The following is a 21,915-nucleotide window of genomic DNA, read 5'->3' on the forward strand; positions in this document are numbered from 1 at the left end:
GGCAGACACCTCAGCTCTCGCTGGCGACCTCGGCGAGAACCTCGGGCCAGCGACGGTCGAGGATGCTGCCGCCGAGAACCGTCCCGCCCCACAGGGCGAGTGCGCCGAGCACGACACCGCACGCGAGGCTGACCCAGCCCAGCACGGGATTCCAGATCCCCGCGATCGCGAATCCGAGGGCGGGCGCGCCGACGAACAGCGTGATCGGACCGATGATGATCATCGCGAGAAGGGACTGTACGCCACCCGAGGAGCCGCGGCCGAGCGGGTTGGCCTCGGGGGCGGGAGCGCGCCCCGGGAGAAAGCTGCCCACCCACGCTCCCGCACCGGCCGCGACCGCTGTGAGTCCGAAGGCGGCCCCGAGGCTCCCGGGGAGCAGGTCCATCCGGCCGGCGAGCAGGCAGGTGGCGATGCACAGCACCGCGGTCAGGGGCACGGCGATCAGCCCGAATCCGAGCAGTCGCCCCGCCCGATCCGCGGCGCCGCTCACTCCTCCCAGGATGTGGGCGGCGACCGCGTCGTTGTCGTAGGCGATGGCCATCTGGACGATGGTGCCGGTGAGGAGCGCATTGATCGCCGGGATCAGCGTGAGGGCGGGGCCGAATCCGACGGACTCGTCCTGCAGCCCGTTCATGAGGGCGAGTCCGATGAAGATCGCGGTCAGGAGCAGCATCATCACCACGTTCACGACCTGTCGAGGGTCGCGGCGGAAGTATCGCAGTGTGCGTGCGGCGATCGCACCGGCGGGAGTGGCGGGCAAGACCCGATCGAGGAGCCCGCCGGAGCGCACACGCCCCCCGCCGCTGTTCTGGATCGGAGCGACGAGGCGTGCGGCGAGCAGCCCGCGTGCCGCGAACCAGAGGGCGATGACCGTCGACAGGGCGATGAGGAGGCGGAGCGCGGCGAAGAGGTACTCGCCCTGCGCGATCGATGCGGAGACGCCGAACACCGCGCCGACGGGCGTCCAGCCGACGACGTCGGAGACGGCGGTGAACGCCCCGCCCACGTCGTTCACCTGGAACAGGGCACCCATGCCGATGTTGAGCAGCAAGCCGGAGGAGGCGACGAGCACCACCCCCAGGATCACGACGAGGTCGCGCGTGCCACGACGGGCCAGCCACCCGGCGAGGACCCCGCTCACCACGCGGGCTCCCAGCACGCACGTGACGACGGCGACGGGCGCGAGGATCAGAGCGCTGAGCAGAGCCGGAAGGCTGATCGACCAGCCGAGGAGCATGAGGAGCAGGGCCGTGGTCGTACCGAGGCCGCCGATGGTCGTCCCACCCGCGACGACCATGCCCGGGAGCAACGCGCCGGCGGTGAGGGGGAGCAGGGCGAACCGCTCCGGGGCGAGCGAGTCATCAGCACTCACCAGGATCGACCCGACCCACCACCCGACGATCAACACGGCGCCGGCGAGGACCATGACCGTGACCGCGGCTTCTGGCGCGGCGAAGCGCAGCGCCACGAGCCCCGCCGTCAGCCCCGCGAGCATGCCCAAGGCGATCATCCCGGTGAGGACCAGTGTCACGATCATCCAGGGATTGCGCGAGAGCTGGTGGCCCAGCTGCCGCCAGCGCAGGCCTACGAGGAGCGCAACCACGCGAGCGTCTCCGTTCCGAGATCGTGTGCACCCACCAGCGCCAGGAACCGCTGCTGAAGCGTGAGGCCGGCGCGCACCTCGTCCAGCGTGCCGTGCGCGAGCAGACGGCCCTCCGCGACGATGGCGACCCGGTCGCACATCGACTCGACGAGCTCCATGACGTGGCTGGAGAGCACCACCGTGCCGCCGCCGTCGACGAACGCCCGCAGGATCTGACGGATCGTCTCGCCGGATACGGGGTCGACGGCCTCGAGGGGCTCGTCGAGGATCAGGAGGCGCGGCGCATGGATCAGGGCGCAGGCCAGGCCGATCTTCTTGCGCATGCCCGCCGAGTAGTCCACGACGAGCCGATCGCGCGCGTCGGTGAGGCCGAGGGCGGCGAGGAGCTCTTCGGTGCGCGAGGCGACCTCGGCTTCCGCCATGCCCCGCAGCAGCCCGGTGTAGCGCAGCAGCTCCGCACCCGAGAGCCGGTCGAGCATGCGGATGCCGTCAGGGAGCACACCCATGCGTGCCTTGGCTTCGGCGGGGTTCTGCCACACGTCCGCGCCGAGGACCCACGCGTTCCCGGCGTCCGGACGCAGCAGTCCGGTCGCCATGGCGAGGGTCGTGGTCTTGCCTGCGCCGTTCGGGCCGAGCAGTCCGAGCATCGATCCGGCGGGCACGTCGAGGGAGAGGTTGTCGACGGCGACCTTCGGCCCGAACTGCTTGTGAAGCCCGCGGAGGGCGAGGACGGGCGGGGCCGTGGTGTGGTCGGTCATGCGTTCCATCCCACCACGGTCGGGCCGTCTGCGCGTCCGCCGTGAGGGGGAGTCTTGTAGCCGGGGCGTACCCCGTGATCAGCGGTCGAGTCCGGCGAACCGCTCGATGTCGCTGTTGGTGCCCGACACGATGATGAGGTCGTGGTTGGTGACGATCGTGTTCGCCTCGGCGTAGCGGAACGGCTTGCCGGGGCTCTTCACCCCGACGACGGTGACCTTGTACTTCGAACGGACGCCCGACTCGTTCAGGCCGACGCCGCGGATGAACTTCGGGGGGTACATCTTGGCGAGCACGAAGTCGTCATCGAAGCGGATGAAGTCGAGCATCCGTCCGCTCACCAGGTGCGCCACGCGCTCGCCGGCCTCGCGTTCCGGATAGATGACGTGGTTCGCGCCGACCCGGGCCAGGATCTTGCCGTGGGACTGGGACACGGCCTTCGCCCAGATCTGGGGCACCTTGAGGTCGACGAGGTTGGCGGTGATCAGCACGGACGCCTCGATCGACGAGCCCACGGCGACGACAGCGACCTGGAAGTCCTGCGCGCCGATCTGGCGGAGGGCATCGATGTTCTTCGCGTCGGCCTGCACGGTGTGGGTCACCCTGTCGGACCACTTCTGCACGAGCTCGAGGTTGTCGTCGATCGCGAGCACCTCGCGGTCGAGACGGTCGAGCTCGCCGGCGCAGGCAGCGCCGAAGCGGCCGAGACCGATGACGAGGACGGGAGCGTCGCCCCGGAGGACTTCAACCAACGATCGGCCTTTCCACGGGCAGTGAGTAGTACTGCGTTCGCGATGTCGCGGCGACCGCCGCGGCGAGAGTCACTGTACCAACGCGCCCCATGAAGATGGTCGCGGCCATGACGTAGGAGGCCGAATCGGGCAGATCCGCGGTGAGCCCTGTGGACAGCCCGACGGTGCCGAACGCCGAGATCACATCGAACAGGACGCGGCTGATGTCCTCTTTGGTGAGCTGGGCGATCACGATGGTCGACAGCGCGACGATGGTCGCACCCCATGCGACGACGCTGAGGGCCACGCGCTGCACGTCGCTCGGGATGCGCCGTCCGAACGCCTCGACGGACTGGCGGCCCTTCGCCTCCGACCACACGGCGATCGCGAGGACGGCCAGGGTGGTGACCTTGATCCCGCCTGCCGTCGATGCCGAGCCTCCGCCCACGAACATCAGCATGCTCGCCGCGAGCAGGGAAGAGCCGTTCAGATCGTCCATCTCGATAACGCTGAAGCCCCCCGATCTCGTCATCGCCGAGAGGAAGAACGCCTGGAACGTCGTGTCCGCGGCATCCATCGATCCGAACGTCTTCGGGTTGTCGAACTCCAGGACGATGAACACGGCGGCGGCCAGGAAGAACAAGAGGACCGTGGTGACGAGAGTGAGCTTCGTGTGCAGCGACCAGCGCTTGACATGCCAGACGTGTTTGGCCAGCGAGTAGATGACGGGAAAGCCGATGCTGCCGAGGAACACGCCCACCATGAGCAGGGAGAGCACGAGGTAGTCGTCGGCGAACACGGCGACGCCGCCGTCATTCGGTGCGAACCCGGTGTTGGTGAAGGCCATGGCTGCGAAGTACGGGGCCTCCCAGAGCGCGGCGATCGGGTTGACCTCCGCCATCACGAGGGCCGGGTAGAGGAGGAGGGCGAGCGTGGCCTCGATGATGAGGGCGGACACGGCGACGGTCGTCAGCAGCTGACCGACCTCGCCCAGACGCACCGTCTGGCTCTCGTTGACCACGCCCCCGTGTGCACGCAGTGGGTTCGTGTCGCCGGCCGCCATCAATTTGGCCCGCAGTCCCAGACGCTTGGAGATGAGCATGCCCATGAGGGAGGCGAGGGTGAGCACGCCGAGCGCCCCGATGTTCACACCGAGGAAGACCACGACGTGCCCGAACGGCGACCAGTGGTTCGCCATGTCCACCGTCGAGAGGCCGGTCACGCAGATCGTGGACATCGCGGTGAAGAGCGCGTCGCTCAGCGGTGTGACCGTGCCGGTGGCGGACGCGATCGGCAGTGAGAGCAGCACCGTGAACACGAGGATCAAGAGCGCGAAGACGACGATCGCGAAACGAGAGGGCGAGGAGGTGACGATCTGCTTCGCCCGCCCGGCGACGCCGGACAGGCCCTGCCCCGGGGACGACGCCGAAACGATGCCCGACATCGCAGCCCCCTCATCTTCTCTCTCGGACGTGCCCTGCGGTCGCACGGCTCCGGTCGGCCGAGCCTCCGTCATGGTACTCCGGTCCGGAGCCGACTACCCTGATCACATGACGGACATCTTCGACGTGATCGCAGACGGTACGAGGCGCGACATCCTCCAGCTCCTGCTGCGACACATGTCCGAAGGGGAGACCGGCACGAGCGTCAGCCAGATCGTCGCAGATCTCGGCATCAGCCAGCCCACCGTGTCGAAGCACCTCAAGGTGCTCCGCGATGCCGAACTGGTGTCCGTGCGCGAAGACGGACAGCGTCGTTTCTACAGCCTCGCGGTCAAGCCGCTCGAAGTCGTCGACGACTGGCTCGTTCCGTTCCTGGTCGACGCCTACGGTGACGCGGCCCCGGACATCGACTACCCCGCCGGTCCGCTTCCCGACGGTGCTGCGCACGCCGCCGAGGTCGTCGGGCGCGCGGCGGCATCGGCGAAGCACGCCGTCACGACGGCGTTCAAGCGGCTCGGCGGTTGAGCCCCTTCGACGGGTTGCCGGTCGGGTGCGGCCGACTCGACGGCGCGGTCGTGAGGGATGACTCCCCGTCGCGCGGCGCCGCTGGGAGTCGTGGGGCGTAGCCCGGAAACGCCTCGCCCCTGACGGCCGGGGGGGCATGTCGTCAGGGGCGATCCGCGGATCCCCAGATCCGCGGGGACTCGGCGGTGCCGGCACGAGTCCTGCCCTGACAGTGGCAGTCCCTGCTGAGCGAACGGCGAGCGACGCCTATGCCTCAGCTGGACGATCGCAGCGGAGATCCCTCGTCGGTACCGGCCTCCGTGCGCCCGAACAGCTCGGGAGCGCCCTGATCACATGCGCCACACGGGTTTACAGGTGTCCCAGCTACCCCATAGAGTGTGCACATCGAGAAAGGGGTACGTGGGATGCCCGAGGTTCCAGATGTCCGATTCCTCACGGTGGCCGAGGTCGCCGAAATCATGCGCGTGTCCAAGATGACCGTGTATCGGCTGGTGCACGCCGGGGAACTGCCAGCCGTCCGCTTCGGGCGGAGCTACCGCGTACCGGAATCGGCCGTGGCCGACGCCCTGCAGCGGCCCATCGCCGACGTCGGGTGAGTCGGTTCGAGGCCGCACGGCGCACGCCGTCGGGTTTGCTAGACTGATCCGAGGCATTTTTCCGTGCCCGTACCCGGGTGTCCGATTTCGGGGACACCCAGCCCCTGACTTAGTGAGGTTTCCGTGGGTTCTGTCATCAAGAAGCGCCGCAAGCGCATGGCGAAGAAGAAGCACCGCAAGCTGCTTCGCAAGACTCGCCACCAGCGTCGCAACAAGAAGTAAGCGACCAGACACGAGCGCCTGTCTTCGGACGGGCGCTTTGTGTCTCCGTCCACGGATCCGAACCGCCGAGAGGAAGTCATGAAGTCGATCACCGTCACCGAACTCGCCGAGCGATCCGGTGTCCCGCTCATCGATGTCCGGGAGGTCGACGAGTTCGCCGCGGGCCACGTGCCCGGCGCTGTCAACATCCCCATGTCCGAGATCGGCAATCGGCTCGAAGAACTCCCCGCCGAGGCGTTCGATGTCATCTGCCAGGCGGGCGGCCGTTCGGCACGCGTCGTCGAGGCGCTCGAGTCCCGCGGTTACGACGTGACGAACGTCGAGGGCGGCACCGGTGAGTGGATCTCGCAGGGTCGCGCGGTCGAGGTGCCGTCGGCGTGACCACGCTGACGCTCATCCGCAAGCCCGACTGTCATCTGTGCGAGGTGGCGTCTGACGTGATCGACGCCGTCGTCGCCGAACTGCCTGATGCCGCGGCGGAACAGATCGAGATCGTCGAGGCATCGATCCAGGACGACCCCGCCCTCTACGAGCTGTGGTGGGAGAAGATCCCGGTCGTGCTGATCGACGGTGAGCTGCACGCGCACTGGCGTGTGACGCCGGACCGTCTGCGCGACGCGCTGGAGACGGCTGTCCGCAGCGATGCGAAGTTCGAGTCGGAGGAAGCCCTGTGACCATCCGCCATGTCGTGACGTGGAAGCTCGCCGCGGAAGACGCCTCCGTGCGCCGGGAGCAGGCGGCTGAGGTCGCTCGTCGCCTCAATGCGCTCGACGGCGTGGTGCCGCAGCTGCTGTCGATCTCCGCCGGCGCCAACGTGGCCTACCCGGAGGTGAACTGGGACGTGACACTCGTCGCCGATTTCGCGACGGTCGAGGCGATCGACGAATACCAGGTGCACCCCGCGCACGAAGAGGTCGCGGTCTACATCCGCTCCGTCGTCGCCTCGCGCGTCGCTGTCGACTTCGAGGTCTGAGACCGCGTCGACTGCTTGCAGATGTACGTGGTTTCCACATTGCTGAGCCAGATTCTAGCGTGGGTGCGCTCCGCTCGATACAGTCGTCGCCATGAGCCGCTCAGCGGAGAGCGGCAGTGACGAAAGGAACCCTTCGGATGCGGAAATGGAAGGCAATGCTCGGGGCAGCGGCAATTGTTGCGCTCGTAGTGGGAGCTTCGACCCCTGCACAAGCAGCGGGCTCGGTAGGAACTTACTGTGGAACCTCAGCGACGACGTGCGTACTCACTATCAAGACGCATACGAGTTCTGGCAGCGTGACCATCAACTGGAACAACAGCAACGCCACCTCGACGCTGAAAGTCACGCTTTTCGGGCCGTACAACTATCAGTGCACTCTCGAGGGCGCAGGTTCATCAAAGTCGAAAGTCTGCCCGAGCGTGCCGGGTGGCGACATGAAGCTCACCGTGTACAAGCCCTTGAACAAGTACGCGTACTACGGCGCTGCTTGGTAAGAGGCTCGGTCAAAGACAGTGGCTGCCGCCCGGGTGGCAAGGGTTCAGAGATGCCCCTGTCGCCGGGGGCGCACGGATCCCGGTCGTTGGGAGCACGCCAACGCACCGCAATGCAAACGTGATACACGGCGATGCCGATGTCATTGGTCACGCGACGATCCGCATGTTTAGATGTTCTCCTACCGTCACCGGGCGTCCTCTTCGCCCTCGACTCACAGGAGCCGACATGCCTCGTCGTAACCTCATCGCCGGACTCGCCCTCGTGGCCACCGCCACCTTCGCTCTCGCCGGTTGCGCCACCGGATCGTCCGACGCCGGAGGCGGCGACACTCCGGCAGCGGGTGACGACTATGGCTTGATCGAGGCGGGCACGCTCACCGTCTGCTCCGACATCCCGTACAAGCCCTTCGAGTTCGAGGATGAGAACGGGGAGTACACCGGCTTCGACATCGATCTGCTCACCGCGATCGCGGAGAAGCTGGACCTGAAGATCTCCGTGCAGGATGTCGGCTTCGATGCGTTGCAGTCAGGCACGCTGCTCGCCGCCGGCAACTGCGACGTCGGCGCTTCGGCGATGACGATCACCGAAGAGCGTCAGGCGAACATCGACTTCTCCGACCCCTATTACGACTCGCTGCAGTCGTTGCTGGTGCGCACCGACTCGGGCATCACGTCGATCGACGACCTCGACGGCAAGAACGTGGGTGTGCAGCAGGGCACCACGGGCGAGGCCTACGCCGGTGAGAACGCGCCGGGCGCGCAGCTCGTGCAGTACCCGTCCGATGGCGAGCTGTGGCCGGCGATGCAGGCCGGTCAGATCGACGCGATCCTGCAGGACCAGCCGGTGAACATCGAGCACGAGAAGGCCGACTCCGCGTACAAGATCGTCGAGACCTACGAGACCGACGAGTCGTACGGCTTCGCCTTCGCCAAGGGTGAGAAGGACGCGCTGCTCGAGGCCGTCAACGGAGCGCTGCTGGATCTGCGTGACAGCGGGGAGTATCAGACGATCTACGACGAGTACTTCTCCGCGAAGTAATCGGCGGCGTCAGTAGATCGGGAGGTCCTTGACGATGGCGTTGAGGCGCACGACAAAGAGCAAGCTGTATCGGTATTCCGTCTACGTGGTCCTAATCGCGATCGCCGTCTGGGTGATCGTGGCCACCGACTGGGCACGTATCGCGCAGCTCTACTTCAACCCGGAGATCGCCGCGAAGATGCTGCCGGGGATCATCACGACCGCACTCGTGAACACGCTCTGGTTCACCGCCGTGGCCTTCGTCGGTGGCCTTCTCCTCGGCATCGTGCTCGCGTTGATGAAGCTTTCGGAGATCGGGCCGTTCCGCTGGATCGCGACCTGCTGGATCGAGTTGTTCCGCGGCCTTCCCGCGATCCTCACGATCTTTGCGATCGCGTTCATCGTGCCGATCGGTTTGGGAGTGCCCGGCACGAAGCTCGGCGGCCCGGTGGTCCTCGGACTCATCGGTCTGATTCTGGTCGCCTCGGCGTACATGGCCGAGACGATCCGCGCCGGCATCCAGGCGGTTCCGAAGGGGCAGACGGAGGCGGCGCGTTCGCTGGGCATGTCGCCGATGAAGACGACCTTCTGGATCGTCGTGCCCCAGGGATTCCGGATCATCATCCCGCCGTTGACGAACGAGTTCGTGCTGCTGCTGAAGGACACCTCGTTGCTGTTCGTGGCAGGATCCTTCATCTGGTCGAAGGAGCTCACGAACTTCGCCCGCGACGCGAGCACGCAGAACGCGAACGGAACGCCGCTGATCATGGCGGCGATCCTCTACCTGATCGTGACGATTCCGCTCACGCGCTTCAGCGCGTGGCTGGAGCGACGGATGTCGAGGCAGCGATGATCACCGAACTTATCGATGTCCACGCCCCGGCGATCGACGTGCAGGGGCTCGTGAAATCCTTCGGCGACAACGAGGTGCTCAAGGGCATCGACCTCACCGTCACCAAGGGCGAGGTCGTCTGCGTGATCGGGCCCTCGGGCTCGGGGAAGTCGACGCTGCTGCGCTCGGTGAATCTCCTCGAAGAACCGACAGACGGCAAGGTGCTGATCGAGGGGATCGACATCACCGACCCCGACGTCGACATCGACCGCGTGCGCACGCGGATCGGCATGGTGTTCCAGAGCTTCAACCTGTTCCCGCACCTCGACGTGCTCGGCAACCTCACCATCGCCCAGCAGCGGGTGAAGAAGCGCTCCAAGAAGGAGTCGGAGCAGATCGCCCACGCGATGCTCGAGCGGGTCGGCCTCGCCGAGAAGGCGGACGCCTTCCCCGGACACCTGTCGGGCGGGCAGCAGCAGCGCGTGGCGATCGCACGCGCCCTGTGCATGAACCCCGACATGATGCTGTTCGACGAGCCGACCTCGGCGCTCGACCCCGAGCTGGTCGGCGAGGTGTTGCAGGTCATGCGCTCGCTGGCGGACGAGGGGATGACGATGCTCGTCGTCACGCACGAGATGGGCTTCGCGCGCGAGGTCGGATCCCGCCTGATCTTCATGGACGGTGGGCACATCGTCGAAGAGGGCGATCCGCGCGAGGTGCTCGGCAATCCGCAGCATCCGCGCACGAAGGACTTCCTCTCGCGCGTGCTCTGACTCCGCACCGGCCCCGTCTGGGCGTCGGCACCCCGTCTGTGCGTCGAGACCCCCGGTGACAGACGTCTGCCACCGGGGGTCTCGACGCTGAACGGGGGCGTCGAACTCAGTCGGACGCGAGGGCGGACGGACGCGTGCTCAGCCGGCCTCGACGACCTCGGCCTCGGCGGCGTTCCGGCGGACGGAGTCGATACCGTTCAGGGCGGCGGACTTCGAGGAGTAGCCCTCGCTGGTCGCGATGACCTCGCCGTTGCCGGCCTTCAGGCGGAACCGGTACTCGCCGGACCTGTCGGTGTACAGCTCGAACTTGCCTGCCATGAGGCGTCCTTTCTCTCGGATGAGGGCAGCCCGCCCTCTCGGGCCTCACGCTAGCGTCCGGCGAGCATCCGCGGAAGAGCGGGGGATCAGCCGCGGGGATGAACCGCGACAGGCTCGGGAGCCACCGCGATGCGGACGCGGTCCCCGAACGACGGATGGATCCCGGGGGCGTGCTGCACGCGCACGAGCTCGCCCGACTCGGTGCGCACCAGGGTGCGGCGCATGCTCCCGAGGAAGGTGCTCTCCTCGACCAGGGCATCGGTCGAGGAATCCGCCTCCGATGCGAAGTACACGTTCTCCGGCCGAAGATACACATCGACCGGCCCATCCGCCGGTGACTGCAGGGGGAGTCGCTGTCCCCACACCAGCACGTGGTCGCCCTCGGCGACACCCGAGACCACGCTCGAGAGTCCCACGAAGGCGGCGACCCCCGCCGTGGAGGGCAACGTGTACAGCTGCTCCGGCGTGCCGATCTGCTCGATGCGGCCCGCGCTCATCACGGCGATCCGGTCCGACACGGCGAGTGCCTCCTCCTGGTCGTGCGTGACGAAGACGGTGGTGATGCCGAGTCGTAGCTGGAGGCGGCGGATCTCGTCGCGCAGCTGCACCCGCACCTTCGCGTCGAGCGCCGAGAGCGGCTCGTCGAGCAGCAGCACCTTGGGCTCGGTCACCAGCGCTCGCGCGAGGGCGACACGTTGCTGCTGACCGCCGGAGAGCTGATGCGGGAACCTGTCGGCGAAGTCGCGCAAACCGACCAGTGCGAGCGCGTCGAGGGAGCGCTTCTCCGCCTCCGCTCGGCCGATGCCCCTCCGCCGCAGCCCGAAGGCCGTGTTGTCGGAGACCCGCAGGTGGGGGAACAGCGAGTACGACTGGAAGACCATGCCGATGTCGCGCTTGCTCGTCGGTACCCGCGACACGTCCCCACCGCCGAGCAGCACGGCGCCCGCGTCGGCCCCTTCGAGACCGGCGAGCACCCGCAGCAGGGTCGTCTTGCCGCACCCGGAGGGGCCGAGCAGGGAGACGAACTCGCCGGGAGCGATGTCGAGGTCCACGCCGTGCAGGACCTGTGTGCCGGCGTAGCTCTTCACGATCCCCTGCAGTTCCACGCGGGTGCCCTCTCCGGCACGGGCGAGCAGCAGGTTGTCCTTGGTGCGCGGCAGCGCGTGGTCGACGGTCATGAGCGGGCCTTTCGTGAGCCGCGGGCGATGCGGCCGATGAGGAGGAGCAGGAGGAACACGAACGCCAACGCGAGCAGGGTGAAGATGGCCGGCGCGTACGGATCCTGTTTGTTCACCACGACCATGGCGGTCTGGAACACCTGGCGGTTCAGGAGGGAGGCGATCGTGAACTCCCCGAGCACGACGGCGATCGAGATCAGCGACGCGGCCAGGAGTCCTTGACGGAGGTTCGGAGCGAGCACCTTGAGCACGACGACGGGCCAGCTCGCTCCGAGTGAGCGCGCGGCCTCGGCGAGAGTGCGCAGGTCGGCTGCGTCGATGGAGGCCTGGATCGAGCGGAAGGCGAAGGGCAGCACGGTGATGCCGTATGCGAAGGCCAGCGTCCACGTGCCGGTGCCGAGCGTGCGTCCGATCTGCAGGTAGATCGGGGCCAGTCCGACGACCAGGACGATCGCGGGGATCGAGATCGGCAGGAGCACCGCGAACTCGAACGCCGGCCGCAGTTTCGGGAAGCGCAGGTTCACCAGGATCATGGTCGGTGCCAGCAGGAGCAGCACGATGACCACGGTGACGACGGCGAGCACCAGCGAGTTCCCGAGCCCCGTCCAGATCGGCTTGAGCGTGGCGGCGGTTGCGGGATCGAAGAGTGCGATCCAGCGGGCGAACGACAGCCCGCCCTCGGGGTCGCGCAGCGTGAAGAGGAACGTCGAGACCAGAGGGACGGCGAAGAACGCGCCGACCAGGATGCCGATGATCCAGCGGGTCGCGAGGGACGGGCCGAGCCGGTTCACGATTGCCACCTCGCCGCGCGGCGCTGCACCAACGAGTACAGCGCCATCACGATGCCGACGACCACGATCATGCCGAGCGCGAGGGCACCGGCGAGGTTCTCCCGTCCGAGCACGGTCTCGCTCGTGAGGGCGGTGCGGATCTGGAGCGGCACGATCTGCGCACCCTGGCTCGCGAGGGCGGCGGCCGTGGCGTACGACGAGAACGCGTTCGCGAACAGCAGCAGCAGACTGGCGAGGAACGAGGGAGCGAGCACCGGGATGCCGATGCGCCACCAGAAGCTCGCGCGGGTGCCGCCGAGGGTCAGGTTCGCCTCCGCCCACTGCGGTTTGAGGGCGGCGAGCGCCGGCATGAAAGTGATGACCATCAGGGGGATCTGGAAGAAGAAGTAGGGGAGGATCAGACCCGGCAGCTCGTACAACCAGGTGCCGTTCGCGAAGATGTCGATGCCGAGGGAGTCTCTCAGGAAGACGGTGACCACGCCCTGGATGCCGATCGTCGCGATGAACGCGAAGGCCAGCATGACGCCGCCGAACTGGGCGAGCACTCCGGCAGCGGCGTCCACGGCGGAGCGCGTGCGGCTCTCGGGGCCCATGCCCAGCAGTGCGTAGCAGACGAGTGCTCCGATCACGGCGCCGACTACGGCGGTGAGGAGCGAGAGTCCGGCGGAGTTCGCGAAGGTGCTCACCACGACGGGATCGGCGAGGGCCGCGATGTTCGACCACGTGAAGGTGCCGTCCTTCGTGAAGAAGCCGGAGCCGATGGCGAGCACGGTCGGAACGGCGAGGAACAGCACGACATAGGCGGTGAAGGGGGCGAGTCCGAGCCAGGCGAAGGACGGCGCGGACCGCCGGATCCGCGCGTGGGGCGAGGATCCGGCGGGGAGGGCGGGGGCGGACACCGCAGCATCCGCCCCCGTTTCGGCGAGGGTCGTCACTGGACCGCCGCGGCCCACTTCTCGCCGAGGAGGGTACCGGCGTTCGTGGACTGCTCCTCGGTCGGGACGACGGTCTCCTCCGGGGCCTCGGGGAGCGCAGCAGCGAGGTCGGCGTCGATCGTGCCCGCGTCGGTCATGGCCTCCATGCGCACCGGACGGGCGCCGCCCTTCAGCCACAGGTTCTGAACCTCGTCACTGTAGAGGAACTCCTGCCACAGACGGGCGGCCGCGGGGTGCGGGGCGTCGATGTTGATGGCCTGGTTGTAGTAGCCGGCGTAGCCCGTGCCGTCGAACACGACGACCTTCCAGTCCTCGTTGTCGGCCGAGTGGGAGGCGTTCAGGTAGTCCCAGTCGAAGACGACCGGGGTCTCCCCGCTTACGATGGTCGCTGTGGTGACGTCGACCTTGAGCAGGTTGCCGGCCGCCTGCAGGTCGGAGAAGAAGTCGATGCCCGGCTGGAAGTCGTCGAGTGTGCCGTCGGACTGCACGGTCGCCAGCCCCACGGCCGCGAACGCGGCACCGGCCTGAGTGGGGTCGCCGTTGATCGCCACGGCGCCCTTGTAGTCGGACGAGAGCAGGTCGGAGAGCTCGGCGGGAGCGTCGAACTTCGACGAGTCGTAGCCGATCGACATGTAGCCGCCGTAGTCGCCGACGAAGAGTCCGGTGGGCTCCTTCAGCTCGTCGGGGATGTCGTCCCAGGTCTGCACCTTGTAGGGCGCGAACGTGTCGGTGTTCTGCAGTGCGACGGTCAGGCCGAGGTCGAACACGTCCGGGGCGGTGTCGAGACCCTTGTTGGTCTCCGCCGCCTGAATCTCCTCCGCGCTGGAGACGTCGGGCGAGGTCTCGTTGATCGTGATCTCGGGGTACTTCTCGGCGAACAGATCGATGATCTCGCCGTAGTTCGCCCAGTCGCGCGGAAGGGCGATGACGTTCAGAGAGCCTTCCGCCTTGGCAGCGGCTTCGAGATCGGCGAAGGTTCCGAAGTCGGCCACCGAGGTCGCGGCCGAGGCATCGACATCGGAGTCGCCTCCTCCGGTCGCGTCGGCTGCGCCGGAGCAGGCAGTGAGTGCGAGTGCGGCCGTGGTGGCCAGGGCGATGCCGGCGCCGATGCGCGCGCGACGGGTGATGCGGGGCATGAGTGTCCTCTCGGTGTCCGGCGCTGTGAGCCGGTGTCGGGTTGCGAGAGGACACTATGAGGCGCAGGTTGCCGACCGTCGCGGTGCGGGTGAACGGACGGTGGCGAGGGAGTGGCCGAACAGGGTGGCCGTGCCTCAGCCCTTCGGAACGCTGTACTTGAAGCCGCGGTGCGAGCCGACGTAGCCCAGTCGCTCGTAGAAACGGTGCGCGTCGGTGCGGGCGGCATCGGAGGTGAGCTGCACCATGGTCGCGCCCACCGCGGGGGCGGCGACATCTCCCACCCAGCGCATCACCACGGAACCGATGCCCGACGAGCGAAGGCTGCTGTGCACGCGCACCGCCTCGACGAGCAGACGCCGTGCGCCACGACGCGCCATCCCCGGGATCGAGGTGAGCTGCAGCGTGCCGACGACCTCGCCGTCGAGCTCGACCACGAGAAGGTCGTTCGACGGCTCCGCCAGGATCTCGACGAGTCCCCGTGCGTATGCGGGGCGGTCTTCATCGGAAGCCACGTCGCCGCGCGCGGCACTGATCGGGTCGTCGGCGAGGAGAGCGATCACGGCGTCCGTGTCGTCCACCGTCGCTCGGCGCAGGATCGCGGTTCCGGCACGAGATTCGAACGGATGCGGCAGCGGCAGGGCATCGAGCATGCCCTCAGTCTGCCAGCGCCCGGTGCGGATTCCAGCGCACCGGCTCCTCTCTGGAATCATGGCCGGGTGGATATCGGCGCCGTGCTCGGACTGGAGCAGCTCACCTGGGGGATTCTGCTGCTCGTCGTCATCGCAGCGTTCTGCGCAGGCTGGATCGACGCGGTGGTCGGTGGGGGAGGGCTGCTGCAGCTGCCCGCACTCCTGTTGATCCCCGGCATCTCCCCCGTGCAGGCTCTCGCGACGAACAAACTCGCCTCGGTCTTCGGCACCGCCACGAGCAGCGTCACCTACTACCGGCGCGCGAAGCCCGACATACGCACGGCCCTGCCCATGGCGGCGATCGCTTTCATCGGGTCGTTCGGTGGTGCAGCCGTGGCGACCGTGCTGCCGCCCGCCGCCTTCAAGCCCATCATCGTGATCGCCCTTCTCGTGGTCGCCCTGTTCACCGCGTTCCGTCCCCAGATGGGCGCGGCGACGCAGCTGCGCTTCCACGGCCACAAGCACCACATCATGGCGGGAGTCGCCGGTCTCGGAATCGGCTTCTACGACGGGATGATCGGTCCCGGCACCGGCACCTTCCTCGTGATCACGCTCGTCGCGCTGCTGGGCTATGACTTCCTGCAGGCGAGCGCCAAGGCGAAGATCGTGAACCTCGCCACGAACGCGGGGGCACTGATGCTGTTCATCCCACACGGCGCCGTGCTCTGGGTGCTCGGGGGCATCCTCGCGGTCGCCAACGTCGCGGGCAGCTACCTGGGTTCGCGCATGGCCATCTCCCGCGGCACCACCTTCATCCGCGTGGTGTTCCTCGTCGTCGTGGTCGCCCTGATCGCCAAGCTCGGTGTCGACGTGTGGAACGAGAACCTCATGCCCGCGTTCGCGTCCTTCTCGTCCTGAGGCCCGCGGGAGACCTCACCCCGCATCAGGCAGAAACGCCGGATCAGGCAGTTCCACGAGGAATCTGCCTGATCCGGCGGGTTTGCCTGATCTCGGGGTGGCGACGGGCGTCAGGCCTCGTCGTCCTCCGGCTCGAAGTCGACGCCGGCCTCGGCGCGCTGTGCCGCGGTGATCGGTGCCGGCGCGGCGGTCAGCGGGTCGAAGCCGTTGCCGGACTTGGGGAACGCGATGACTTCACGGATCGACTCGGTCTTGGAGAGGTGCTGCAGCACGCGGTCCATGCCGAGCGCGATTCCGCCGTGGGGCGGCGCTCCGAACTTGAACGCGTCGAGGAGGAAGCCGAACTGCTCGTCCGCCTGCTCGTCGCTGATGCCCATGACTTCGAATACCCGCTTCTGCACGTCTTCGCGGTGGATGCGGATCGAGCCGCCGCCGAGCTCCGAGCCGTTGCACACGATGTCGTACGCGTAGGCGAGAGCCGAACCCGGGTCGGTGTCGAAGGTGTCCTGGAACTCCGGCTTCGGGCCCGTGAACGCGTGGTGCACGGCGGTCCAGGCTCCGGCGCCCACAGCGACGTCGCCCGAGGCCACGGCATCTGCGGCGGGCTCGAACATCGGGGCGTCGACGACCCAGGTGAAGGCGAACTCATCCGGGCTCAGGTAGCCGAGGCGGCGGCCGATCTCGACGCGCGCGGCGCCGAGCAGCGCGCGGCTCTCCTTGGCGGAGCCTGCCGCGAAGAAGACGCAGTCCCCCGTCTCCGCGCCGACGAGGGCGGCGAGTCCGGCCTGTTCCGACTCGGACAGGTTCTTCGCCGCCGGGCCGCCGAGCGTCCCGTCCTCGTTGAACAGCACGTACGCGAGACCACGGGCTCCGCGCTGCTTCGCCCAGTCCTGCCATGCGTCGAGCTGCTTGCGCGGCTGGCTCGCGCCGCCGGGCATCCGCACAGCTCCGACGTACTCCGCCTGGAAGACGCGGAACGGGGTGTCCTTGAAGTACTCGGTCGCGTCGACGAGTTCGAGGCCGAAGCGCAGGTCGGGCTTGTCGGAGCCGTACTTCGCCATGGCGTCGGCATACGTCATCCGGGGGAGAGGGGTCGCGACCTCGACGCCGATCGTCGCCCACATCGCCACGATGAGCGACTCCATGAGGGCGATGACATCTTCCTGGTCGACGAAGCTCATCTCGATGTCGAGCTGCGTGAACTCGGGCTGGCGGTCGGCGCGGAAGTCCTCATCGCGGTAGCAGCGCGCGATCTGGAAGTACTTCTCGACACCACCCACCATCAGCAGCTGCTTGAACAGCTGCGGCGATTGCGGCAGGGCGTACCAGCTGCCGGGACTCAGACGCGCTGGTACCAGGAAGTCGCGGGCGCCCTCGGGCGTCGAACGCGTGAGGGTCGGGGTCTCCACCTCGGTGAAGTCCTCTGCGTGCAGCACATCGCGGATCGCCTTGTAGACGTTCGAGCGCAGACGCAGGTTCGCTGCCTGACCGGGACGACGCAGGTCGAGGTAGCGGTACTTGAGGCGCGCTTCCTCTCCGACCGTCTCCGTGTCGGCGAGCGCGGTCGACACCTGGAAGGGCAGCGCAGCGGACTCGTTGAGCACCTCGACCTCGGTTGCGATGACCTCGATCTCACCGGTCGGCAGGTTCGGGTTCGCGTTGCCCTCGGGGCGCAGCGACACCTCCCCGGTGACCTTCAGCACGAACTCGTTGCGCAGCGGGTGCGCGATCTCCTCGTCGCGGATGACGACCTGGGCGATGCCCGAGGCGTCTCGCAGATCGATGAAAGCGACTCCTCCGTGGTCACGACGGCGATCGACCCAACCCGTGAGGGTGACGGTCTGACCGATGTGCTCGGCTCGCAGAGAGCCTGCCGAGTGGGTGCGAAGCACGGAGTATTCCTTCTGATCTGGGAAATGGGGACCGCGCCCATTCTACGGGGGTGGTCCGCGCGTCTCCGGCCCCGTCAGCGGCGCCGGAGCCGCCGGATCAGTAGGATCGCCACGACACAGCTCTTACACAGAAAGGGAGCACCGTGGACAACAACGGCATCTCCGACCTCTACGCATCGATCTTCTCCGGCACCACGGGGCTGATCGCGCTCGTCTTCTACATCCTCGTCGCCGTCGGACTCTGGAAGGTGTTCACGAAGGCCGGATACCCCGGGATCCTCGCGATCATCCCGATCGTGAACCTCGTCTTCCTGGTGAAGATCGCCGGCATGTCCGGCTGGTTCGCACTGCTGTATCTCATTCCGATCGCGAACCTGGTCCTTGCGATCATCGTGGCGTTCAAGCTCGGCGCGCGCTTCGGCAAGGGCGGAGTGTTCTCGTTCTTCCTGCTGTTCGTCTTCCCGTACATCGGGTACCTGATCCTCGGCTTCGGGGATTCGCGCTACAGCAAGGCGTGACATGACGGCATCCCGGTTGCACCTCGTCCGACACGGTGAGGTGCACAATCCGGCCCGCGTGCTCTACGGTCGGCTGCCCGACTATCACTTGAGCGCGGCGGGCCGGGGGATGGCCGCGGCCGCTGCCGAGCACGTGGCCGGGTTGGCTCGGCCGGTCTCCGCGCTGTACTCCTCTCCGTTGGAGCGCGCGCAGGAGTCCGCCGAGCCTTTCGCCGCGGGGTTCGAGCTCATGCCGGAGATCGACATCCGCCTGATCGAGCCGACGAATGTCTTCGAGGGCACGCAGATGCGTCGTTCCCTCATGAACCCGCTGAACTGGTGGCATCTGCGCCAGCCCGCGCTGCCGAGCTGGGGAGAGCCGTACTCTTCCATCGCGGAGCGGATGCTCAGCGTCATGGATGAAGCGTGGGATGACGCGCCCGACGGCGATGTCGTGATGGTGTCTCATCAGGCACCGATCTGGATCACGCACCTCCGCGTCGCGGGGCTGCCCCTGCGTCATGACCCGCGCACCCGCCGCTGCGCCCTGTCGAGCGTCACCTCGTTCGAAAGAGTCGGCGATGTCTGGCGTGAGGTCGCCTACGCGGAGCCCGCTGCGACCGGCGGTGCCGTGGACGTCGGGGCCGTCTGACCCCCGTTCGAATCGCGCAACGTGCTCCATTCCGGCGACGGAAGCAGCCAGTTGCGCGATTCGAAGGGCGGGATCAGTGCTCGGCAGCCAAGAGCGACTGGATGATGCCGACGGCTGCGAGCTGACCGGCGGCGGCTGCGAGCAGAACGGAAGCCATCGGACCGGGGAGCGAGGCGCGGTGTGCGAGGTCGCCCGCGGCGAAGATCCCGGGGAGTGAGGTGCGGCCGAACTCATCGACCTCGATCGCACCGGACTCGAGCATCCGCAGGCCGAGGTCTGCGGCGAACGGCGCCCGCTGTCGCATCGTGCCGGACGCCACGAAGACGCCGGCCACCACGTCCTCCCCGGAGTCGGTGACGATCCGGACCCCGCCATCGATCCTCTCGACGGACGCCACCGATGCGGCGCTCACCCGCGCTCCTGCCGCTTCGAGCGAGGTCCGTTCGTCGTGGGTGAACTCTTCGGCGAGGGGGAACACCGTGACGTCTCCGACGATGCGCCCGAGCAGTCCGATCAGATGGCCGGCGCGTGGGGCGGCGCCGAGGACGCCGATCGGCTTTCCCGCATGCTCGTGTCCGTCGCAGAAGGGGCAGCTGAAGGCGAGGGTGCCCCACAGGCCCTGCAGCCCGGGTACGACGGGGAGATCGTCGGCGACGCCGGTGGCCAGGACGACCCGCCGGCCCTCGACGGTCGATCCATCGGCGAGCGTCACGGCGAACGCATCTTCGGAGCCGGAGACCCCGGTGGCGGCACCGTCGCGGATCTCGACGTCGGTGTAGGCCGCGAGCTCGTCTCGGGCCCTTGCGCGGAACTCGGAAGGGGGAGTGCCGTCCGCACCGATCATGTTGTGCATGTGCAGCACGGTGCCGTTGCGGTACTCGCCCGAGTCCAGCAACAGGGTGGAGCGGTGCATCCGACCGAGGGTGAGCGCGGCCTGCAGCCCGGCCGGGCCTGCGCCGATCACGATGGCGTCGTACATGGGGATCCTTCCGTGGAGGTTGCTTTCCCGAACAGTCTGTGAGTTCATGTCAACATGAAGTCAAGCGCTGAGCATCCCTGGTCCGTGGGCGATGTCGCCAGCCGGTTCGACCTGCCGACGAACGTGTTGCGGCACTGGGAGTCGGTGGGGCTGCTCACCCCTCCCCGCGACTCCTCCGGGCGGCGGCGATACGGCGAGGATGAGGTCGTGCGCATCGCCGTGATACAGCGCAGCAAAGCTGCGGGGATGAGCCTCGATCAGATCGCGGTGCTGCTCGACGACGGGAGCGCCGGCAGGCACCAGGTGCTGCAGCAGCACCTGGACGACATCGATCGACGCATGGAGGAGATGCGCCGATCGCGGGAGATGACCGAGCACGCGATGGGGTGTCGAGCGCATGACATCGCGACGTGCCCACGGTTCCGAGCCGGCGTCGACGACGTCCTGGCGCGGTTCTGAGGCGCGCTCAGGGAGGGCTCCGTTTCCATCTCGCGCATAGGAACCTCTGCGTAAACTCGGAGTCGTGCCAAGCGATTCGACGCTCCGTCAGATCCGCAGCGGCTGCTCCTCCCGCACCCGGCGCTCGCGTCGTGCGGTCGGTGCCGCGCTCGCTGCGGTGCTCGCCATCGGTCTGAGCGCCTGCGCTCCCGATCCGGTGAGTGAATCGTTCCTGAACGGCGAGAACACCGGCTATGTCGCGGCCGACGGTGCGATCGTCGAGATCCCCGCTGCCGAGCGCGACGAACCCGTGTCGTTCAGTGGCGTCACCGAGTCCGGTGAGAAGTTCGACAGCGCCGACATCGCCGGACAGGTCACGGTGGTCAACTTCTGGTACGCCGGCTGCGCGCCGTGCCGTCTCGAAGCGTCCGACCTGGAAGCCGTCTGGCAGAAGTTCGCCGACGAGGATGTGTCGTTCGTGGGCATCAACACCCGCGACCAGGCCGACACCGCCGTCGCGTTCGCCGAAGAGTACGGCATCACCTACCCGAGTCTGATCGACGTCGACACCGCTGAGGCCAAGTTGGCGTTCGCCAAGGTCGTGCCGATCGCGGCGACACCCACCACACTCGTCCTCGACAAGCAGGGTCGTGTCGCCGCCAAGATCATCGGTCCGATCGACGGCCCGTCGATCCTCTCCACGCTGGTCAAGGACGCGCTCGCGGAGGACTCGTGAGCACCTCGGGAGCGTTGTGAATCCCGACGCGATCATCGGCTCCGGAGCCCTCTGGCTCGCGATTCCGGTCGCGATGCTCGCGGGACTCGTCTCGTTCCTGTCCCCGTGTGTGCTGCCGCTCGTTCCCGGGTACCTCGGGTTCCTGGGCGGTGCTGTCGCGCCCCGGTCCTCCGCGGCGGGCTCAGGGGTGCCGGCGCAGACGACGATCCAGGCGACGGCGACCCGCGGTCGGCTCGTGATGGGCGTGCTGCTGTTCATCCTCGGCTTCACGGTCGTCTTCATCGCCTACACGGTGCTCGGAGGCACGGTCGGTGTCTTCCTCCTGCAGTGGGGTGACCTGATCACCCGGATCCTGGGCGTGGTCATCATCGGAATGGGATTGGTGTTCCTCGGCCTGTTCGGGTTCGCGCAGAAGGAGCTCCGCTTCCACGTCGACTCGAGGGCCGGGACCGTCGGAGCCCCGCTGCTCGGTATCGCGCTCGGCATCGGCTGGGCTCCGTGCATGGGGCCGACGCTCGCCGCCATCATCGCCCTCTCCTTCAACGCCGGAGATCCGGTGCGCGCAGGGTTCCTCGGCCTCGCCTACTCCCTCGGACTCGGCATCCCGTTCCTCCTCGTGGCGCTCGGGTTCGGGTGGGCGACGAAGACGGTCGGGTTCCTCCGCAGGCACATCCGTGTCGTGAACATCGTCGGCGGCGTGATGCTGATTCTGCTCGGCGTCCTGATGGTCACCGGCCTCTGGACCGACATCATGTCCCGATTGACGGCGGTGATCGGCAGTGTCATCCTCCCGCTCTGATCGCCCAGAGAAATCCATCAGCTCCGAGAAGAACCCCCGCACTGAGAAGGC

The 21,915-nt window shown here is 67.6% G+C and carries 28 protein-coding genes; 16 read left to right on the forward strand and 12 right to left on the reverse strand.

Going from position 1 to position 21,915, the window contains the following annotated elements; translation table 11 throughout:
* Window positions 1-10: 10 nt before the first annotated feature.
* From LC041_RS05225 to LC041_RS05240, 4 genes are all read right to left on the reverse strand, one after another.
* Window positions 11-1,603 carry a hypothetical protein gene (locus LC041_RS05225; RefSeq protein ID WP_226531902.1) on the reverse strand — a complete coding sequence of 531 codons (1,593 nt, stop codon included), beginning with the start codon at window positions 1,601-1,603 and terminating at the stop codon, window positions 11-13.
* Complete coding sequence (locus LC041_RS05230) at window positions 1,585-2,361, reverse strand: ABC transporter ATP-binding protein (RefSeq protein WP_226531903.1); 777 nt, start codon at window positions 2,359-2,361, stop codon at window positions 1,585-1,587. Before LC041_RS05230 ends, LC041_RS05225 begins: the two co-directional genes overlap by 19 nt.
* 78 nt (window positions 2,362-2,439) lie before the next feature.
* Complete coding sequence (locus LC041_RS05235; RefSeq protein ID WP_021198064.1) at window positions 2,440-3,111, reverse strand: potassium channel family protein; 672 nt, start codon at window positions 3,109-3,111, stop codon at window positions 2,440-2,442.
* Window positions 3,104-4,534, reverse strand: a complete 1,431-nt coding sequence (locus LC041_RS05240) for a TrkH family potassium uptake protein (protein WP_226531904.1) — start codon at window positions 4,532-4,534, stop codon at window positions 3,104-3,106. Before LC041_RS05240 ends, LC041_RS05235 begins: the two co-directional genes overlap by 8 nt.
* A gap of 106 nt (window positions 4,535-4,640) precedes the next feature.
* On the opposite strand from LC041_RS05240, the gene LC041_RS05245 reads away from it, so the two are divergent.
* The 10 genes from LC041_RS05245 (at window position 4,641) to LC041_RS05290 (ending at window position 9,965) form a co-directional block, all read left to right on the forward strand.
* A complete protein-coding gene (locus tag LC041_RS05245) occupies window positions 4,641-5,057 on the forward strand; it encodes an ArsR/SmtB family transcription factor (protein ID WP_226531905.1) in 417 nt (138 codons plus the stop codon).
* A 404-nt stretch (window positions 5,058-5,461) separates the two neighbouring features.
* A complete protein-coding gene (locus LC041_RS05250) occupies window positions 5,462-5,653 on the forward strand; it encodes a helix-turn-helix domain-containing protein (protein WP_047520567.1) in 192 nt (63 codons plus the stop codon).
* A gap of 123 nt (window positions 5,654-5,776) precedes the next feature.
* Window positions 5,777-5,875, forward strand: a complete 99-nt coding sequence (locus tag LC041_RS05255) for a 30S ribosomal protein bS22 (RefSeq protein WP_003792170.1) — start codon at window positions 5,777-5,779, stop codon at window positions 5,873-5,875.
* A 78-nt stretch (window positions 5,876-5,953) separates the two neighbouring features.
* A complete protein-coding gene (locus LC041_RS05260) occupies window positions 5,954-6,256 on the forward strand; it encodes a rhodanese-like domain-containing protein (protein WP_226531906.1) in 303 nt (100 codons plus the stop codon).
* Window positions 6,253-6,549, forward strand: coding sequence for a glutaredoxin family protein (locus LC041_RS05265; RefSeq protein WP_226531907.1), 297 nt, complete (start codon window positions 6,253-6,255; stop codon window positions 6,547-6,549). Before LC041_RS05260 ends, LC041_RS05265 begins: the two co-directional genes overlap by 4 nt.
* Window positions 6,546-6,848, forward strand: a complete 303-nt coding sequence (locus LC041_RS05270) for a Dabb family protein (protein WP_226531908.1) — start codon at window positions 6,546-6,548, stop codon at window positions 6,846-6,848. The genes LC041_RS05265 and LC041_RS05270 overlap by 4 nt, the downstream gene beginning before the upstream one ends.
* Window positions 6,849-7,144: 296 nt before the next feature.
* Window positions 7,145-7,342 (forward strand): hypothetical protein, encoded by a 198-nt coding sequence (locus LC041_RS05275; RefSeq protein ID WP_226531909.1) that lies wholly within the window; start codon window positions 7,145-7,147, stop codon window positions 7,340-7,342.
* Window positions 7,343-7,568: 226 nt separating this feature from the next.
* Window positions 7,569-8,381 carry a basic amino acid ABC transporter substrate-binding protein gene (locus tag LC041_RS05280; RefSeq protein WP_226531910.1) on the forward strand — a complete coding sequence of 271 codons (813 nt, stop codon included), beginning with the start codon at window positions 7,569-7,571 and terminating at the stop codon, window positions 8,379-8,381.
* 34 nt (window positions 8,382-8,415) lie between these two features.
* Complete coding sequence (locus LC041_RS05285; RefSeq protein ID WP_226531911.1) at window positions 8,416-9,213, forward strand: amino acid ABC transporter permease; 798 nt, start codon at window positions 8,416-8,418, stop codon at window positions 9,211-9,213.
* Complete coding sequence (locus LC041_RS05290; protein ID WP_226531912.1) at window positions 9,210-9,965, forward strand: amino acid ABC transporter ATP-binding protein; 756 nt, start codon at window positions 9,210-9,212, stop codon at window positions 9,963-9,965. The genes LC041_RS05285 and LC041_RS05290 overlap by 4 nt, the downstream gene beginning before the upstream one ends.
* Before the next feature lie 138 nt (window positions 9,966-10,103).
* Here the strand turns inward: LC041_RS05290 and LC041_RS05295 are convergent, their stop codons facing one another.
* From LC041_RS05295 to LC041_RS05320, 6 genes are all read right to left on the reverse strand, one after another.
* The gene (locus LC041_RS05295) at window positions 10,104-10,283 is read right to left on the reverse strand and encodes a YegP family protein (RefSeq protein ID WP_226531913.1); all 180 of its coding nucleotides are present in this window, start codon (window positions 10,281-10,283) and stop codon (window positions 10,104-10,106) included.
* An 86-nt stretch (window positions 10,284-10,369) separates the two neighbouring features.
* The gene (locus LC041_RS05300; RefSeq protein WP_226531914.1) at window positions 10,370-11,461 is read right to left on the reverse strand and encodes an ABC transporter ATP-binding protein; all 1,092 of its coding nucleotides are present in this window, start codon (window positions 11,459-11,461) and stop codon (window positions 10,370-10,372) included.
* Window positions 11,458-12,252, reverse strand: coding sequence for an ABC transporter permease (locus LC041_RS05305; protein ID WP_226531915.1), 795 nt, complete (start codon window positions 12,250-12,252; stop codon window positions 11,458-11,460). The genes LC041_RS05300 and LC041_RS05305 overlap by 4 nt, the downstream gene beginning before the upstream one ends.
* Entirely contained in the window at window positions 12,249-13,151 is a 903-nt protein-coding gene (locus LC041_RS05310; protein ID WP_374197654.1) for an ABC transporter permease, read from the reverse strand. The genes LC041_RS05305 and LC041_RS05310 overlap by 4 nt, the downstream gene beginning before the upstream one ends.
* A gap of 32 nt (window positions 13,152-13,183) precedes the next feature.
* Entirely contained in the window at window positions 13,184-14,323 is a 1,140-nt protein-coding gene (locus LC041_RS05315) for an ABC transporter substrate-binding protein (protein WP_226531916.1), read from the reverse strand.
* Window positions 14,324-14,458: 135 nt separating this feature from the next.
* Entirely contained in the window at window positions 14,459-14,974 is a 516-nt protein-coding gene (locus tag LC041_RS05320; RefSeq protein WP_226531917.1) for a GNAT family N-acetyltransferase, read from the reverse strand.
* A gap of 66 nt (window positions 14,975-15,040) precedes the next feature.
* Here LC041_RS05320 and LC041_RS05325 point away from each other — a divergent pair, with 66 nt between their 5' ends.
* Window positions 15,041-15,871 (forward strand): sulfite exporter TauE/SafE family protein, encoded by an 831-nt coding sequence (locus tag LC041_RS05325; protein WP_226531918.1) that lies wholly within the window; start codon window positions 15,041-15,043, stop codon window positions 15,869-15,871.
* 110 nt (window positions 15,872-15,981) lie between these two features.
* Here LC041_RS05325 and aspS read toward each other — a convergent pair whose 3' ends face one another.
* Window positions 15,982-17,763 carry an aspartate--tRNA ligase gene (gene aspS / locus LC041_RS05330; protein WP_226531919.1) on the reverse strand — a complete coding sequence of 594 codons (1,782 nt, stop codon included), beginning with the start codon at window positions 17,761-17,763 and terminating at the stop codon, window positions 15,982-15,984.
* A gap of 143 nt (window positions 17,764-17,906) precedes the next feature.
* On the opposite strand from aspS, the gene LC041_RS05335 reads away from it, so the two are divergent.
* On the forward strand, window positions 17,907-18,281 hold the full coding sequence (locus LC041_RS05335; protein WP_226531920.1) for a DUF5684 domain-containing protein: 375 nt from the start codon (window positions 17,907-17,909) through the stop codon (window positions 18,279-18,281).
* A gap of 1 nt (window position 18,282) precedes the next feature.
* The gene (locus LC041_RS05340; protein WP_226531921.1) at window positions 18,283-18,912 is read left to right on the forward strand and encodes a histidine phosphatase family protein; all 630 of its coding nucleotides are present in this window, start codon (window positions 18,283-18,285) and stop codon (window positions 18,910-18,912) included.
* Window positions 18,913-18,985: 73 nt separating this feature from the next.
* Here LC041_RS05340 and LC041_RS05345 read toward each other — a convergent pair whose 3' ends face one another.
* Complete coding sequence (locus LC041_RS05345; RefSeq protein WP_226531922.1) at window positions 18,986-19,891, reverse strand: NAD(P)/FAD-dependent oxidoreductase; 906 nt, start codon at window positions 19,889-19,891, stop codon at window positions 18,986-18,988.
* A 54-nt stretch (window positions 19,892-19,945) separates the two neighbouring features.
* Here LC041_RS05345 and LC041_RS05350 point away from each other — a divergent pair, with 54 nt between their 5' ends.
* The 3 genes from LC041_RS05350 (at window position 19,946) to LC041_RS05360 (ending at window position 21,864) form a co-directional block, all read left to right on the forward strand.
* A complete protein-coding gene (locus LC041_RS05350) occupies window positions 19,946-20,350 on the forward strand; it encodes a MerR family transcriptional regulator (RefSeq protein ID WP_226531923.1) in 405 nt (134 codons plus the stop codon).
* Between the two features lie 64 nt (window positions 20,351-20,414).
* The gene (locus LC041_RS05355) at window positions 20,415-21,065 is read left to right on the forward strand and encodes a TlpA family protein disulfide reductase (protein ID WP_226531924.1); all 651 of its coding nucleotides are present in this window, start codon (window positions 20,415-20,417) and stop codon (window positions 21,063-21,065) included.
* 16 nt (window positions 21,066-21,081) lie between these two features.
* A complete protein-coding gene (locus LC041_RS05360; protein ID WP_226531925.1) occupies window positions 21,082-21,864 on the forward strand; it encodes a cytochrome c biogenesis CcdA family protein in 783 nt (260 codons plus the stop codon).
* The last annotated feature ends 51 nt before the right edge of the window (window positions 21,865-21,915 follow it).

This window comes from Microbacterium paraoxydans (assembly GCF_020524545.1).
In the GTDB taxonomy this organism is placed as follows: domain Bacteria; phylum Actinomycetota; class Actinomycetes; order Actinomycetales; family Microbacteriaceae; genus Microbacterium; species Microbacterium paraoxydans_C.

Bases quoted from the DNA above. Each gene is read 5' to 3' on its own strand.
- LC041_RS05230 (WP_226531903.1), bottom strand. From the start codon at position 2,361: ATGACCGACCACACCACGGCCCCGCCCGTCCTCGCCCTCCGCGGGCTT.
- LC041_RS05240 (WP_226531904.1), bottom strand. From the start codon at position 4,534: ATGTCGGGCATCGTTTCGGCGTCGTCCCCGGGGCAGGGCCTGTCCGGC.
- LC041_RS05245 (WP_226531905.1), top strand. From the start codon at position 4,641: ATGACGGACATCTTCGACGTGATCGCAGACGGTACGAGGCGCGACATC.
- LC041_RS05250 (WP_047520567.1), top strand. From the start codon at position 5,462: ATGCCCGAGGTTCCAGATGTCCGATTCCTCACGGTGGCCGAGGTCGCC.
- LC041_RS05260 (WP_226531906.1), top strand. From the start codon at position 5,954: ATGAAGTCGATCACCGTCACCGAACTCGCCGAGCGATCCGGTGTCCCG.
- LC041_RS05280 (WP_226531910.1), top strand. From the start codon at position 7,569: ATGCCTCGTCGTAACCTCATCGCCGGACTCGCCCTCGTGGCCACCGCC.
- LC041_RS05285 (WP_226531911.1), top strand. From the start codon at position 8,416: ATGGCGTTGAGGCGCACGACAAAGAGCAAGCTGTATCGGTATTCCGTC.
- LC041_RS05290 (WP_226531912.1), top strand. From the start codon at position 9,210: ATGATCACCGAACTTATCGATGTCCACGCCCCGGCGATCGACGTGCAG.
- LC041_RS05295 (WP_226531913.1), bottom strand. From the start codon at position 10,283: ATGGCAGGCAAGTTCGAGCTGTACACCGACAGGTCCGGCGAGTACCGG.
- LC041_RS05300 (WP_226531914.1), bottom strand. From the start codon at position 11,461: ATGACCGTCGACCACGCGCTGCCGCGCACCAAGGACAACCTGCTGCTC.
- LC041_RS05315 (WP_226531916.1), bottom strand. From the start codon at position 14,323: ATGCCCCGCATCACCCGTCGCGCGCGCATCGGCGCCGGCATCGCCCTG.
- LC041_RS05320 (WP_226531917.1), bottom strand. From the start codon at position 14,974: ATGCTCGATGCCCTGCCGCTGCCGCATCCGTTCGAATCTCGTGCCGGA.
- LC041_RS05340 (WP_226531921.1), top strand. From the start codon at position 18,283: ATGACGGCATCCCGGTTGCACCTCGTCCGACACGGTGAGGTGCACAAT.
- LC041_RS05345 (WP_226531922.1), bottom strand. From the start codon at position 19,891: ATGTACGACGCCATCGTGATCGGCGCAGGCCCGGCCGGGCTGCAGGCC.
- LC041_RS05350 (WP_226531923.1), top strand. From the start codon at position 19,946: ATGAAGTCAAGCGCTGAGCATCCCTGGTCCGTGGGCGATGTCGCCAGC.